This is a genomic window from Mycobacterium paragordonae (assembly GCF_003614435.1).
Taxonomy (GTDB): Bacteria; Actinomycetota; Actinomycetes; order Mycobacteriales; family Mycobacteriaceae; genus Mycobacterium; species Mycobacterium paragordonae.
In genome coordinates this window covers 1,061,948-1,075,468 of the sequence record NZ_CP025546.1, presented here as the reverse complement: position 1 = coordinate 1,075,468, position 13,521 = coordinate 1,061,948, and the positions used below count along the sequence as shown (strand labels likewise).

Sequence of the window (13,521 nt, the reverse complement as noted above, 5' to 3'; positions counted from 1 at the left end):
CGACCGGCTAAGCGGAGGCCCCGAGCGAGATCTTCTTGCCGCAGTTCGGGCAGAACTTCTCGGTGTGGTGATGTTGCGCGCCGCAGTTGGCGCAGAAGTGCGGTTCGTCGGGTCCGGCGGGCGGCACGAGTCCCAGAGATCGCACGGTGCCGGCCGAATCATCGTCGTCCGGCACCGGCTCGGCTGCTTCGGCGGCTTCGGTTTCGGTTTCGGTTTCGGTTTCCGCACGACGCTGCCGGCGGTTCCGGACCACCAGGAGAGTCACCCAGCCGCCGACAAGCAGCACCAGCAAGGCACCAGCGGCGATGTACCACAACAGGTTTGACCGCTCGAACACCGAGACGTCACCGTACTGCTGGCGAAGATTGGCCGCGCTGGTCTTGAGGTCGGCGGCGCCGGGGTAATCGGGCGACAGCGTCAAGGCCAGGTCGAAGTCGGTGATCGCATCGCTGTAGCGGCCCTCGTGGTAGTGGCTGAGTCCGCGGCGGTAGGCCTGGTCGGCGGGCCCGAGCGTGCCCTTGACGGCCTTGGCCGCCATCATCGTCGCGAGTGTGTCCGAGGGCGCGATGAAGTTGAACGGCTGCGGTTCGCCGGCGGGGCCGAAGCTGTTGACGCCGATCACCTTTCCGCTGAGATCCACGGTCGGGCCGCCGCTCATTCCTTCGGCGACGGCGGCGTCGATCTCGTAGACCGGGCTCGATTTCACGTTCGACTTCTTGCTCACCTTGCCGCTCTTGTTGGTCGGGTCGAGCGAGCGGCCGGTCAGCCGTGCGGTGGGTTCGGCGTAACCGACCGTCAGCACGGGTGTGCCGATGCTGACCGCGGAGTCGGTGGTGAGTTCGGACGACGGCAGATTGTGTTTGTCGACCTTCAGCAGAGCCACGTCACCTTTGCCGAGTGGCTTGAAGTCCACGACGGAGGCGGGCATCTTCTCCGCGATCTTCGTCCCGGTGCCGTAGATCAGCGTCAGGTTCAACTGCGGCCCGGTGCCCGGCACGGTTCCCTCCACCCGCGCGTTCTTCGCCAGCCACTCCAGCGTCGCCAGCGGGTCCTGACTGACCGGAGCGTCCGGATATTGGGCCTGGTACTCGCTGACGGCCCGTTTGAGTATCTGCTCCTTCGCCGTGTCCGGGTCGGCGCAGTGCCCGGCGGTGGCGACCCAGCCGTCGGGGTTGACGACGAATCCGGTGCAGTTCCAGGTGGTGACGAATGGGGCGTTGGACCCTTCGCCGAAGAACGACAGCGTCTTCCCGTCGGGCAACTTGACCATGCCGTATGCCTCGACACCGAGGAACATGACGGCCGGCCGTATCCGCGCCGCCGCAATCTGTTCAGCGTTGGCCTGCGGTCGGCCACCGTCGGCCACCGCAGTGGCGGGCCACGACACCGAAACGACGAGCGCGGCTGCGGCGAGCATTGCTCGGCATAGGGTCACTACTTCACCTTCCCGGCGTCGGCGCCCCGGCCGGAAGGGCCCGAAGTCCTCTGCCCGTGGGTCGTTGGTATTCGGTCGTTGGTGTTCGGTCGTTGGTATTCGAAGGCCGCGGCAATAGGCTGGCGTTCATGGCAGGTGAGAAGCGCGAACCCAATGTCGTTGTCCTCGGTGGCGGTTCCTGGGGCACCACTGTGGCCTCAATCTGCGCGCGCCGCGGACCGACGCTGCAGTGGGTGCGGTCGGAGGACACGGCCAAGGACATCAACGAGAATCACCGCAACAGCCGGTACCTGGGCAACGAGGTAGCGCTGAGCAGCTCGCTGCGCGCCACTACCGACTTCGCCGAAGCCGCGAATTGCGCCGACGTACTGGTCATGGGTGTGCCGTCGCACGGCTTCCGCGGAGTGCTGAACGAACTGGCCAAAGAACTGCGGCCGTGGGTGCCGGTGGTCTCACTGGTGAAGGGTCTCGAACAGGGCACCAACATGCGGATGTCCCAGATCATCGAGGAGATCCTGCCCGGGCATCCGGCCGGAATTCTGGCCGGACCCAACATCGCCCGTGAGGTCGCCGAGGGTTACGCCGCCGCCGCGGTGCTGGCCATGCCGGACCAACACCTGGCCACGCGGCTGTCAACGCTGTTCCGCACCCGGCGTTTCCGCGTCTACACCACCGACGACGTGGTCGGCGTCGAGATGGCGGGGGCGCTGAAGAACGTCTTCGCCATCGCAGTCGGGATGGGTTATTCGCTGGGGATCGGCGAGAACACCCGGGCACTGGTGATCGCCCGGGCGCTGCGGGAGATGACCAAGCTCGGTGTGGCGATGGGCGGCAACGCCGAGACATTCCCCGGCCTGGCCGGTCTGGGCGACCTGATCGTCACGTGTACCAGCCAGCGCAGCCGCAACCGCCACGTCGGCGAACAGTTGGGCGCCGGCAAGCCCATCGACGAGATCATCGCGTCGATGAACCAGGTGGCCGAGGGTGTCAAGGCCGCCAGCGTGATCATGGAGTTCGCTGAGGAATTCGGGTTGAATATGCCGATCGCGCGCGAGGTTGACGCCGTGATCAATCACGGCTCCACCGTCGAGCAGGCCTACAGCGGCCTGGCCGCCGAGGAACCCGGACACGAGGTGCACGGCTCCGGGTTCTGACCCCAAGCTCCTGCAGGCGCTGATCAGGTGCGGCGCATAGAAAATTTGCGTTCGCTATGCAGCCAGCGCGTCCGGTTGCCGCTGCCGGTTGCCCCCCATACCGTCGTTCAAAGGTCGTCATGCGGGCCGCCCGAAACAACGGCGTTTCGGGTCAGTTCGTATTCGCTTGTGCGTCAGAGCGTTACGGCTGACACGGGGCGGATGTCGCATTGTCCCCCGCTACATCTGACGAGGGAGCATCCGTTGACCGACGAAATCGGGGGCGCCTCGCGAACAGATCGGCTGCGGGCCGTCATGCAACACGACCTGCCGGCGTCGCTGGTGGTTTTCCTGGTGGCACTGCCCTTGTCGCTGGGCATCGCGATCGCTTCCGACGCGCCGGTGCTCGCCGGTCTGATCGCCGCGATCGTCGGCGGCATCGTCGGCGGGGCACTGGGCGGGTCGCCACTGCAGGTGAGTGGTCCGGCCGCCGGACTGACGGTGATCGTTGCCGATCTGATAGCCGAATTCGGCTGGGGTATAACGTGCTTCATCACCGCTGTCGCGGGCCTCATGCAGGTTCTGTTGGGGCTCAGCCGCGTTGCCCGTGCGGCGCTTGCGATTTCGCCGGTGGTGGTGCATGCGATGCTGGCCGGCATCGGGATCACCATCGCGCTGCAGCAGACGCATGTGCTGTTGGGCGGGGAGTCGCACAGCTCGGCCTGGGTCAACGTGGTGGAACTGCCTGCCCAGATCCTCGGCGCGCACCGGCCCGGACTCTTCCTCGGCCTGCTGGTGATAGCGATCATGGTCGCGTGGCGGTGGGCTCCGGCCAAGTTGGCCGCCGTTCCGGGCCCACTGGTCGCCATCGTGGTCGTGACGGTGATCTCGGTGGTGTTTCCGTTCACCGTTTCACGTATCACGTTGGAAGGCTCCGTGATCGACGCGTTGCAGTTGCCGTCGATACCGCACGGCAACTGGGGGGCCGTGGTGGTCGGCATCATCACTGTCACGCTGATCACGAGCGTGCAGAGCCTGTTGACGGCGGTCGCCACCGACCGGATGCACACCGGGCCGCGCACCAACCTCGACCGAGAGCTGATCGGACAGGGTGCCTCCAACATCGTCTCGGGCGCCGTCGGCGGCCTGCCGATCGCCGGGGTCATCGTGCGCAGCTCGGCAAATATCAAGGCCGGGGCCAAAACCAGCGCCTCGACGATTCTGCACGGGTTCTGGATCCTGCTGTTCGCGCTGCCCTTCGCGGGCCTGATCGAACAGATCCCCAGCGCCGCGCTGGCCGGGCTGCTGATCGTGATCGGAATTCAGCTGTTACAACCGGCGCACATCGAAACCGCAGTCAAGACCGGCGATTTCGCGATCTATCTGGTGACCATCGTCGCCGTCGTCTTCCTCAACCTCCTGCACGGCGTCCTGATCGGGTTGGCTCTGGCCATCGCGATGACCGGATGGCGGGTGATCCGGGCCAAGGTGGAGGCCGTTCCCGACGGCGATCAGTGGCGCGTCACCATCGAGGGCGCCTGCACCTTCCTCAGCCTGCCGCGGCTGACCCGGGTACTGGCCGCGGTGCCCCCCGGCAGCACCGTCACCCTGCACATCGCGGTCACTTACCTCGATCACGCTGCGCACCAATCGATTACCGACTGGCAGCAGCAACACGAGTCAACCGGTGGAACGTTGCACATCGACGGACTGCTCGAGCGCGGGCATCCGCCACGCACGCCTTCGGTGTCGCTGGTGGGAAGGAGCGCATCCGAAGAAGCCGCGTAGGCGCTTAACTGTTTTGCGTCCACCAGTCGTACAACGCGTAGTCGACTTCCGAAGTCGGCTTCCGAAGGTTCTAGGCCCCGGAGCACGGGTCCGGCGTATTGGCCGTCTTATGAATGTTGACACCGCCGTTCTTCTGGAGCGGGCTGAAAAGCCGGAACACGTCGACCACGATCACTCTCTGCGTCGCTGCGTCACCCCACTTCCAATGGACATAACCGACGTTGTTGTTCACCTCCTCCAGACACCACTTGAGGCCTTGAAGTTCGCCACCCACCGGCAACTGACGGCGGATCGATGCCACCTCCTGGTCGAATGGCAGCGCCATTTCCCAGAACTCGCTTGCGTCCCATTCACCCGTATGCGTCGAACCGATCAGCTTCGAGCCTGCCGGCAAGGTGAGATCGATGAGCTGGGACCTGCCCGCTACACCCTGCGGACTCGGCGTCGGCCGACCGCGGTTCCCCGCCAGGAGGCCGGCAGCCGAGGCCGCGACGACAAGAAGGATCACAACAACGACCGACCGAACCCAGACCGGGAACCACCTCGGGGTCGGACCGGGCGAAGGCATCGTCATGCAACTCTTCTTACGCGCAGCCGGAATCGGCCACAGGACTTTCGGCCCTAGCCCTCAAGCGGCTAGTCACGTGAGGATTACCCACGTCGTGGACGAAGGGAGCGCCGTGATGAGCGCAGGTTCCTCAGTTCGTCATCTCGCCGCTACAGCGGGGACTGCCGCACTGATCACGATGGGCGCCGTAGGTGGGGCTGCGGCCTGCGGCAGCAGCAGTGCAAACGCTCCCGCACCACCCGCCGTCTCCCCCACAAGTGTGTCGAGCATCATCAGCTCGATCACGTCGTGGCTCACCTCCATCAGCAGCCGCTTCGAGGTACCTAATAGAACGCCCTCGGTGACCTCCGTGCGTGGTTAACGCCACTTAGCCCGACAGACGCACCGACCGCGTCAAACCAGCATCATGACAACAGTTTTCGAATCCGCACACTTGCTCGGAGGACACGTTGAATCGAGTGAGTCACCTTGACACCAACGGAAGAACCTATGCCTCAAACAGCGGCCATGCTTTGGCGGAGAATGATTTCCGATGACATCGTCGCTGAACCCGCCGGGTTGGTACCCGGATCCTGCCGGGGCGGCAGGCTCCCGATACTGGGACGGCCACAACTGGGGGGCCTTCGTCCCACCTGGCGGGGTGTACGAGCCCAGCGCTGGAACGCATGACCCTGCAACCGAAAGCGGTGGGAAGGCCTCAGTTCTTACCGTCGCCCAAGGGATTTCGCTGCTCTTACTCGGGCTCGTCTTCGGGTATTTCCACGCCGGCCTGCTACCGAACGTGCCTACCCGCCGGGCGAATGCCCCCGAGTTGGTCGACACCATCTGGCGCACTTACTTTCTGGTGACGCCGACACTCTGCGTGGTGTCGTTGATCTTGGGAATCCTCTGCCTGGCCAGACCTGAAGCCCACCCCAAGTACAGCGTCATCGCGGGAACGGCCTGGATCCTGACGGGTTTGGCGGGCTGCTATCTCGGGTTCTTGTCCGTTGGCAACGGAGACGATATGGGTACCCCGACCACCTATTTGTTCTCCGGCTTTGCCTCCGCGTGCGCCGGTGCTGTGATCACCGCGCTCTCGGTAGGGGTGCTCGTCAGAAAACGCAGCTCACAGCTCTCAACGATCGTCGATTACTGAGCAATCCGCGGTGGACACATCTCCACGACCAAGCCGAAGTAGCGGAGCGCGATGCGTCCCGCTTCACGCGGTAGGTCCAATCATGTTGCGCCCGAGCAGGATCAGCTTCCCGCGGCCGTTGAGCGCCACCGGTTCAGCGCTCACGAAGCAGGCAAACCGTCCCGACGACAGAGGACTTTCGGTCCTGTTGCCGCGCAGCGAAGACAGTGACGATGATGTGATGAGCACCGACCGGCCGAGCCGCACTCGTAAGCGCGGACTTTTGCTGCTGCTGGCCGTCGCGGGCGTGCTGGTGATCATCGGCGCTATCGCGTTAGTGAAGTCACTGCATCGACATGACAGCCCCTACCGGGTCACCGCGACCGTGCCGGTCGGCCGTGGGACCTCGCGGGTGGCGGTCGACCCCGTCATACACGCGGTGTACGTCGCCAACTTCGGCGACCACACGGTGTCGGTGATCGACGCGAAGACGCACACGGTCACCGCCACCGTGCAGGTCGGCCGGTGGCCGAATGATGTGGCGGTGGATTCAGGCACCCACACGGTCTACGTCTCGACTTCAACCGAACCGATGTCGGTGATAGACGGTTCGACCCATACCGTCACCGCCACCGTGGGCGGGGCACTCAACGGCGTGGCAGTGGATCCCGGCACCCACACCGTCTACGCAGCCACGGGCCATGACACTGTGTCCGTGCTGGACGGGTCGTCGCACTCGGTCACCGCCACCGTGCCACTCGAGTATCCGGTACACCTGGCGGTGGATTCAGGCACCCACAACGTGTACGTCGTCAACGGTTTCGACGACACCTTGTCGGTGCTCGACGGGTCGACCCACACCGTCACCGCCACCGTGCACGTCGGCAGCCGCGTAACAGGCCGGAACGACGTCAATCGCGGTGTTGCGGTGGATTCGGACACGCACACGGTCTACGTCGCAAAGTTCGCCGACGACGCGGTGTCGGTGATCGACGGAAACACCCACGCGGTCACCGCCACCGTGCACGTGGGCCGCAGCCCGGAAGGGGTTGCGGTGGATCCGCTCACCCACACCGTCTACGTCACCAACGGCGGCGACGGCACGGTGTCGGTGATCGACGGAAAGACGCACGCGGTTACCGCCACCGTGCACGTGGGCCGCAGCCCGGAAGGGGTTGCGGTGGATCCGCAGACCCACACCGTCTACGTCGCCAACCACAGCGACGAAACCCTGTCGGTGATCGAAGCTCGCTGAGGGGCCAGAGAAGTGGACGGAATCATTCCTGGTAATACCGGGTCCAGAGAGGGAGGCACCCAGATGAAGGCAGCGGACCAACGCAAGCCAAGCCCGAATCGGCAGCACCGGCGGACCGTACCCGTCGCGGTGCAAACTGGCATGCTCGCGGTCGTCGGGGCCGTCGTGTTGACCGCATCCCTGTCTGGATGCGGGGGCCCGTCCGGCGGTCAGGGGTCGAAAGCGACTTCTCCCTCGACGACACCGTCCAGCGGGCAAGCCCAATACAAGGTTGCCGCAACCATTCCCGTCGGCAAGGGCCCGGGCGGGGTAGCGGTGGACCCGGCAACCCACACCATCTATGTCGGCAACCTGGACTCCGACAGCGGCGACGGCACCCTCATCGTGATCGACGGGTCGAAGCGCTCGGTGACCGCCACGGTGCCGGTGGGCAAGCACGCGGGCGCGGTGGCGGTGGATCCGGGCAGCCACACCGTCTACGTCGTCAACTCCACCGACAACACCGTGTCGGTGGTCGACGGCGGTCGCAATACGGTGATCGCCACCGTGCCCGTCGCACCTGGCCCGTCCTCAGTTGCCGTCGATCCGGGCACCCACACCGCCTACGTTGGCAGTTCGGACCCCAACGGCGGCGCCGGCGCGGTGTCTGTCATCGACGGGTCGACACACGCTGTCACGGCGACCGTGCCGGTCGGCAAATTCGCGGGCGAGGTGGCGGTGGATCCGGGCAGCCACGTCGTCTACGCCACCAACTCCGGCGACGACACCATGTCGCTGATCGATGGGTCGACGCACACCGTCACCGCGACGATGCCCGTTGCTCGGTGGCCCAAAGCCGTTGCGGTCGACCCCGGCACGCACATCGTCTACGTCGCTACCGTCGACCCCGAGACCGCGCCGAACGATACGCAGCCGCCGTCGCGCAGTGGCAGAGTTTCGGTGATCGACCCGTCGACCCGCACGGTGGTCGCAACCGTGTCTATCGGCAAGGACCCAGACGGGTTGGCTGTGGACCCGGGAACCCACACCGTCTACGTTCCCAAGTACGCCAACGACACGCTGGCGGTGATCGACGGGTCAACCCGCGCGGTCACGGTCACCGGCCCTCTTACCGGGGCATCGCTGGGGCACGGCGTCGCGGTGGATCCAGGGACACACACCGTCTATGTCACCAACTTCAACGACGGCACTTTGTCGGTGATCGAGCCTGCCGGCCAGCGTTAGCAGTTCTTGATGCAATGGGTCAGGCAGGACAGCTGGGAACTGTTGCGGCAGTAGTCCCTTGGGTTGAATCAGCGGTCATAGCAGGCTTCGCTGCAACCGCCCGCACTGCGGCTCGGCTCACATGTTCACCGGCACGTCGTAGACATTGACCCGCGATCCGTCCTTCATGCTCGTCTCCCAGACGACGACGTGGCCGGGACCATGTTGCTGCGACGGGTAGCTGGTGGTGAAGCTGAAGGCGTACCAGTTGCTCCACTGCTGTTGCGTCGCAGTCGTGAAACCGTGGTCCAACTCTGCGCCGTCGGGAGCCTGCAGCGAGTAGGAGACCGTTCCTTCGAAGACGTTGGCGGCTCCGGAGACGGTCAACGGCGAGGTTACGGGTGCGGCGGGAACTGGAGACTCGACGAGGATCTTCGGTGTCACGGCCTCCAGGTCGCCGCGCTCGAGTCCGGCCGCGCCTTCCAAGGGTTTGCCGTTGAGGGTGATGGTCACCTGGCGCACGTCCTGAAATTGGGTAAGAGTGAACACGATTTCGGCGACGCGGGGTTGCGTGGGCTGCAAGGCTGCGCCGCCCGGCTGAAAGTTGTCGGACAGGTTGGCGGTCGCGGTGCCGTCCTTGACGTCAAGACCGAGCAGCTTGGTACCGGCTGGAATGTCGGTCGACATGCCGATGCTTCGTTCGAAGTCGTTGGGCCCCAGAAGAAGTGCTTGCACTGTTTGATCCTTACTGGAGCCGGCCAGCTGGCGCCCGGCGGTCGCGATCTTTTCCGACCGCATGAAGTAGACCCGCACAGTGCCGGCGCCGGCGGCGGGTGTCGTCGACTTCGGCGTCGTAGCCGCCGGATGCCCTGGATTGCTGCACGCGGTTCCCACAAGCAGCAGGCCAACGGCCGAAAGAACCCACATCGTCCGCCTCATGGGCTGACAGTGCCATCGATCAACGGGGTTGAAGAAGGGGCGAATGGCCCTACTTCCGCACGCCGAAACCAATGGTTGCAGAAGGAACAGCACGCGAACCATCGGCGGCGAGGCCATAAGTCTCTCCCGCTTCGGTCCAAATGGCCCTTCTCGGACTCGGTCCCAATGCGGAACCGTTACCACCAGGAAGCCGGCCCGCATTCAGCAGATTGAGAGGCGTTACATGGTTCGCGCGATTGTGATCGCGGCGGTGATAACGGCGGTGGTGACCGCATTCAACTGCGCTCCCGCGGAAGCCACCGCCTTATCGGCATATTCGTCCACCGTGCCGCAATATGTTCGGCCGCTTGATATGTCGGCCCACGCTGAGGCCTGGACCAGGCTGCCCGAGGAGCCCGTCACGTCTCCGATCGCCGGCAGCTCGTGGCGCTTCGTCGAGATCATGGGCGCGCCAACGCCGGAGACGGTCCAACCGACGCTGCAACTTTCAGTCGATGGCACAGCAACCGGCGATACGGGCTGCAATCAGTTCACTGGACGCTACGTCTCGGCGGGAGCGGATCTCAGTTTCTCCGATCTGGGTTATACCAAGATGATGTGTCGCCCTGAGGTGATGGCGGTGGAAAGGGCCGTGCAGTCAGCCCTTATGCGCACCAGCCGCATGGCGACATCCCCGGGTGAGCTGGACCTCGTCGCCTCCGACGGGACTGTGCTCGCGCGACTGACAGCGGTGACGTAGCCAAGCCAACCGATCGATTCATCGTCCGAATCCGGTTGCCGCACAGAGTTATTCCCGGCGGCTATCCTCGCGCCATCTGCTCCAGCCGGCGGATGCGGTCCTCGATCGGCGGGTGCGTCGAGAACATCGACCCGATGCGCTCGCCGGCCCGGAACGGGTTGGCGATCATCAGGTGAGCCTGGTTGGCCAGTTGCGGCTCGGGCGGCAGGGGTGCCATCTGCACGCCGCCGGAGATCTTGCGCAACGCGGACGCCAGGGCGAGCGGGTCGCCGGTCAGCATCGCGCCCGACTCGTCGGCCTGATACTCCCGCGAGCGCGACACCGCCAGCCGCACGACCGTCGCGGCGATCGGTCCGAGCAGTGAAACCAGCAGCATCGCAAAGGGATTGACCCCACCTTCGCGGTTGCCGCCGAATGCGCCGAACCACATGGCCATGTTGGCCAGGGCGGTGACCACCGACGCGAGAGCACCGGCCACACAGGAGATCAGGATGTCGCGGTTGTAGACGTGCGACAGCTCGTGGCCCAGGACGGCGCGCAGCTCGCGCTCATCGAGGATCCGCAGAATGCCGGTGGTGCAACACACGGCGGCATTGCGCGGATTGCGGCCGGTCGCGAATGCGTTGGGCGCGTTGGTGTCGCTGATGTACAGCCGCGGCATGGGCTGGTGCGCGGCGGTGGCCAGCTCGCGCACGATCCGATACATGGCGGGGTACTGCAACTCCGACACCGGTACCGCGTGCATGGCCCGCAGCGCCAGCTTGTCGCTGTTGTAGTAGGTGTAGACGTTGATCCCGACGGCGAACAGGGTCGCGAGAATCAGGGCCGTTCTGCCGAACAGCGCGCCGACGAACACGATCATCGCCGACATACCGACCAACAGCAGGAACGTCTTCAGCCTGTTGGCATGCGGATGCCAGGTCATGGGTGTGTCCTCCTACGACTTGATTACAGCCGGATAACGCCTGGGAGGACGGTTCAGGTTCCGATTTTTGCAGACCGGTTCAGCCGTGCCGGCTGACGGTGTAGTCGACGAGCGCCTGCAACGCGTCGCGGCCCGGAGATTGGGGCAGCAGACTGAGCTCGTGATGCGCCCGGTCCGCATAGCCCGCCAGCGTCTGCTTGGCCTGGGCCATGCCCGGCGACGTGCGCAGCAGGGCGAGCGCCTCTGACACCTCGCCGTCGTCGTGGATGGGTCCGGCCAGCAGCTCGCGCAGCCGCGCGCCGTCGGGCTCGGTGCCTTGCAGGGCGTACAGCATCGGCAGCGTGCGCACCCCTTCGCGCAGGTCGGTGCCGGGCACCTTGCCCGACTCGTCGGACTCGCTGTCGATGTCGATGATGTCGTCGGCGATCTGAAAGGCGGTGCCGACGATGCCGCCCAGCCGGCTCAGCCGCTCGATCTGGTCATCGTCGGCGCCGGAGAACATCCCCCCGAACCGGCCGGCGGCGCCGATCAGGCTGCCCGTCTTCTCGTGGACCACCCTCAGGTACTGCTCGATGCGGTCCACCCCGTCCGGGGTCCCGCGGGTCTCCCGCATCTGGCCCGTGACCAGCTCAGCGAAGGTATCGGCGACGATCCGCACGGCGTCGGGTCCCAGGCGGGAGACCAGGCGCGATGCCGTCGCCAACAGGTAGTCACCGGCCAGGATGGCGACGTTGTTGCCCCAGCGGGCGTTGGCACTGGGCGCTCCACGGCGGACTTCCGCCTCGTCCATCACGTCGTCGTGATACAGCGTCGCGAGATGGATGAGTTCCACCACGGCTCCGGCCAGGGTCACGTCCGGGTTGTCCGGGTCCGGGCCGGTTTGCGCGGACAGCACCGTGAACAGGGGGCGGAACCGCTTGCCGCCGGCCTGGAACAGATGCAGCAGGGATTCGGTCATCACCTCGTCGGAACCGCGCAGCTCAGCGTCCATGAGCTGCTCGACCCGGGCGACACCGTCACGGACAGTCGCGGCGAATCCGGCGTCACCGAAGTCCACGCCCGCCACCACCGTCGCCGGAGTTCTCATTCGACCAACATACTGGTGGCGTGGAAAACGCAGACCCCAGAGCCCTGCGCGCCCAGGTGGTGGTGGTGGGTGCCGGACCGGCCGGGTCGGCGGCGGCCGCCTGGGCCGCCAGGGCGGGCCGGGACGTCCTCGTCATCGATTCGGCCAGCTTCCCCCGGGACAAGGCGTGCGGCGACGGGCTCACCCCCCGGGCCATCCTCGAGTTGGAGCGGCTGGGGCTGGGCGACTGGCTGTCCAGCCGCATCCGGCACCACGGCCTGCGGATGAGCGGCTTCGGCGGCGAGGTGGAGGTGCAGTGGCCGGGCGCATCATTCCCGGCGCACAGCAGCGCGGTGGCGCGCCTGGAGCTCGACGACCGGATCCGCAAGGTTGCCGAAGAGTCCGGGGCGCGCATGCTGCTGGGCACCAAAGCTGTTGGAGTGCATCACGATTCGTCTCGGCGGGTGACGTCGGTGACGTTGGCCGACCGTACCGAGGTGTGGTGTGACCAACTTATCGTCGCCGACGGCGCACGCTCGTCGCTGGGCCGCAAGCTGGGCCGCCGCTGGCATCAGGAGACGGTGTACGGGGTGGCCGCCCGCGGTTACCTGGCCACGCCGCGCAGCGACGACCCCTGGCTGACGTCGCACCTGGAACTGCGCTCCCCCGACGGCGCCGTGCTGCCGGGCTACGGCTGGATCTTCCCGTTGGGCAACGGCGAAGTGAACATCGGCGTTGGAGCGCTGTCGACCACCAAGCGGCCGGCCGATCTGGCACTGCGGCCGCTGATCTCCTATTACACCGATCTGCGGCGCGACGAGTGGGGATTCGAGGGGCCGCCGCGGGCGGTGGCTTCGGCGTTGCTGCCGATGGGTGGCGCGGTGTCGGGTGTCGCCGGGCCGAATTGGATGCTGATCGGCGATGCCGCGGCCTGCGTGAACCCGCTGAACGGCGAGGGCATCGACTATGGGCTGGAGACGGGCCGACTGGCCGCCGAGGTGCTGGAAGCCCCGGATTTCTCCCAGCTGTGGCCCGCGCTGCTCACCGACCACTACGCGCGCGGATTCTCCGTCGCGCGCCGACTGGCGCTGCTGCTGACCTTCCAGCGGTTCCTGCCGGCAACCGGGCCGATCGCGATGCGCTCGACCACGCTGATGCGCATCGCGGTGCGGGTGATGGCGAATCTGGTCACCGACGAGGACGCCGACTGGGTGGCGCGGGTGTGGCGCGGCGGCGGCCGGGCGTCGCGGCTGATCGACCGCCGCCCGCCGTTTAGTTAGCGGCCGCAGGAGCCGGTAATCCAACATATCAACTTAGTTGACATATATCAGGCAGGTTGATACCTTCGATGGC

The 13,521-nt window shown here is 65.9% G+C and carries 13 protein-coding genes; 7 read left to right on the top strand and 6 right to left on the bottom strand.

Annotated features, from left to right (window positions below; genetic code table 11):
• Window positions 1-7 precede the first annotated feature (7 nt).
• On the bottom strand, window positions 8-1,435 hold the full coding sequence (locus C0J29_RS04990) for a trypsin-like peptidase domain-containing protein (RefSeq protein ID WP_242460355.1): 1,428 nt from the start codon (window positions 1,433-1,435) through the stop codon (window positions 8-10).
• Between the two features lie 128 nt (window positions 1,436-1,563).
• On the opposite strand from C0J29_RS04990, the gene C0J29_RS04985 reads away from it, so the two are divergent.
• Window positions 1,564-2,589 carry an NAD(P)H-dependent glycerol-3-phosphate dehydrogenase gene (locus C0J29_RS04985; RefSeq protein ID WP_065044632.1) on the top strand — a complete coding sequence of 342 codons (1,026 nt, stop codon included), beginning with the start codon at window positions 1,564-1,566 and terminating at the stop codon, window positions 2,587-2,589.
• A gap of 294 nt (window positions 2,590-2,883) precedes the next feature.
• Window positions 2,884-4,356: a SulP family inorganic anion transporter gene (locus tag C0J29_RS04980; protein ID WP_232004209.1), complete on the top strand. Its 1,473-nt coding sequence runs from the start codon at window positions 2,884-2,886 to the stop codon at window positions 4,354-4,356.
• A 70-nt stretch (window positions 4,357-4,426) separates the two neighbouring features.
• Here C0J29_RS04980 and C0J29_RS04975 read toward each other — a convergent pair whose 3' ends face one another.
• Window positions 4,427-4,930, bottom strand: coding sequence for a hypothetical protein (locus tag C0J29_RS04975; protein ID WP_156770691.1), 504 nt, complete (start codon window positions 4,928-4,930; stop codon window positions 4,427-4,429).
• 132 nt (window positions 4,931-5,062) lie between these two features.
• The gene (locus C0J29_RS32680) at window positions 5,063-5,227 is read right to left on the bottom strand and encodes a hypothetical protein (protein ID WP_156770690.1); all 165 of its coding nucleotides are present in this window, start codon (window positions 5,225-5,227) and stop codon (window positions 5,063-5,065) included.
• Between the two features lie 229 nt (window positions 5,228-5,456).
• On the opposite strand from C0J29_RS32680, the gene C0J29_RS04970 reads away from it, so the two are divergent.
• The 3 genes from C0J29_RS04970 (at window position 5,457) to C0J29_RS04960 (ending at window position 8,520) form a co-directional block, all read left to right on the top strand.
• A complete protein-coding gene (locus C0J29_RS04970; RefSeq protein ID WP_082977959.1) occupies window positions 5,457-6,062 on the top strand; it encodes a DUF2510 domain-containing protein in 606 nt (201 codons plus the stop codon).
• A 220-nt stretch (window positions 6,063-6,282) separates the two neighbouring features.
• Window positions 6,283-7,296, top strand: coding sequence for a YncE family protein (locus tag C0J29_RS04965; RefSeq protein ID WP_065044688.1), 1,014 nt, complete (start codon window positions 6,283-6,285; stop codon window positions 7,294-7,296).
• Window positions 7,297-7,359: 63 nt separating this feature from the next.
• Complete coding sequence (locus C0J29_RS04960; RefSeq protein WP_082994063.1) at window positions 7,360-8,520, top strand: YncE family protein; 1,161 nt, start codon at window positions 7,360-7,362, stop codon at window positions 8,518-8,520.
• A gap of 117 nt (window positions 8,521-8,637) precedes the next feature.
• Here C0J29_RS04960 and C0J29_RS04955 read toward each other — a convergent pair whose 3' ends face one another.
• Window positions 8,638-9,555: a Gmad2 immunoglobulin-like domain-containing protein gene (locus C0J29_RS04955; RefSeq protein ID WP_162951390.1), complete on the bottom strand. Its 918-nt coding sequence runs from the start codon at window positions 9,553-9,555 to the stop codon at window positions 8,638-8,640.
• A 106-nt stretch (window positions 9,556-9,661) separates the two neighbouring features.
• Between C0J29_RS04955 and C0J29_RS04950 the strand changes: the two genes are divergently transcribed.
• Window positions 9,662-10,177: an META domain-containing protein gene (locus C0J29_RS04950; protein WP_162951389.1), complete on the top strand. Its 516-nt coding sequence runs from the start codon at window positions 9,662-9,664 to the stop codon at window positions 10,175-10,177.
• Window positions 10,178-10,238: 61 nt separating this feature from the next.
• On the opposite strand, the gene htpX is transcribed toward C0J29_RS04950, so the two are convergent.
• Window positions 10,239-11,102 carry a zinc metalloprotease HtpX gene (gene htpX, locus C0J29_RS04945; RefSeq protein ID WP_065162259.1) on the bottom strand — a complete coding sequence of 288 codons (864 nt, stop codon included), beginning with the start codon at window positions 11,100-11,102 and terminating at the stop codon, window positions 10,239-10,241.
• A 79-nt stretch (window positions 11,103-11,181) separates the two neighbouring features.
• On the bottom strand, window positions 11,182-12,189 hold the full coding sequence (gene grcC1, locus C0J29_RS04940) for a nonaprenyl/(2E,6E)-farnesyl/geranylgeranyl diphosphat synthase (protein ID WP_065162260.1): 1,008 nt from the start codon (window positions 12,187-12,189) through the stop codon (window positions 11,182-11,184).
• Between the two features lie 44 nt (window positions 12,190-12,233).
• Between grcC1 and menJ the strand changes: the two genes are divergently transcribed.
• On the top strand, window positions 12,234-13,448 hold the full coding sequence (gene menJ, locus C0J29_RS04935; RefSeq protein WP_240743592.1) for a menaquinone reductase: 1,215 nt from the start codon (window positions 12,234-12,236) through the stop codon (window positions 13,446-13,448).
• The last annotated feature ends 73 nt before the right edge of the window (window positions 13,449-13,521 follow it).

Excerpts from the sequence above, each read along its gene's own strand:
- C0J29_RS04955 (WP_162951390.1), bottom strand. The coding sequence starts at position 9,555 with ATGGCCTCGCCGCCGATGGTTCGCGTGCTGTTCCTTCTGCAACCATTG.
- htpX (WP_065162259.1), bottom strand. The coding sequence starts at position 11,102 with ATGACCTGGCATCCGCATGCCAACAGGCTGAAGACGTTCCTGCTGTTG.
- C0J29_RS04965 (WP_065044688.1), top strand. The coding sequence starts at position 6,283 with ATGAGCACCGACCGGCCGAGCCGCACTCGTAAGCGCGGACTTTTGCTG.
- C0J29_RS04950 (WP_162951389.1), top strand. The coding sequence starts at position 9,662 with ATGGTTCGCGCGATTGTGATCGCGGCGGTGATAACGGCGGTGGTGACC.
- C0J29_RS32680 (WP_156770690.1), bottom strand. The coding sequence starts at position 5,227 with ATGGAGGTGAGCCACGACGTGATCGAGCTGATGATGCTCGACACACTT.
- C0J29_RS04985 (WP_065044632.1), top strand. The coding sequence starts at position 1,564 with ATGGCAGGTGAGAAGCGCGAACCCAATGTCGTTGTCCTCGGTGGCGGT.
- C0J29_RS04960 (WP_082994063.1), top strand. The coding sequence starts at position 7,360 with ATGAAGGCAGCGGACCAACGCAAGCCAAGCCCGAATCGGCAGCACCGG.
- grcC1 (WP_065162260.1), bottom strand. The coding sequence starts at position 12,189 with ATGAGAACTCCGGCGACGGTGGTGGCGGGCGTGGACTTCGGTGACGCC.
- C0J29_RS04980 (WP_232004209.1), top strand. The coding sequence starts at position 2,884 with ATGCAACACGACCTGCCGGCGTCGCTGGTGGTTTTCCTGGTGGCACTG.
- C0J29_RS04975 (WP_156770691.1), bottom strand. The coding sequence starts at position 4,930 with ATGACGATGCCTTCGCCCGGTCCGACCCCGAGGTGGTTCCCGGTCTGG.
- C0J29_RS04970 (WP_082977959.1), top strand. The coding sequence starts at position 5,457 with ATGACATCGTCGCTGAACCCGCCGGGTTGGTACCCGGATCCTGCCGGG.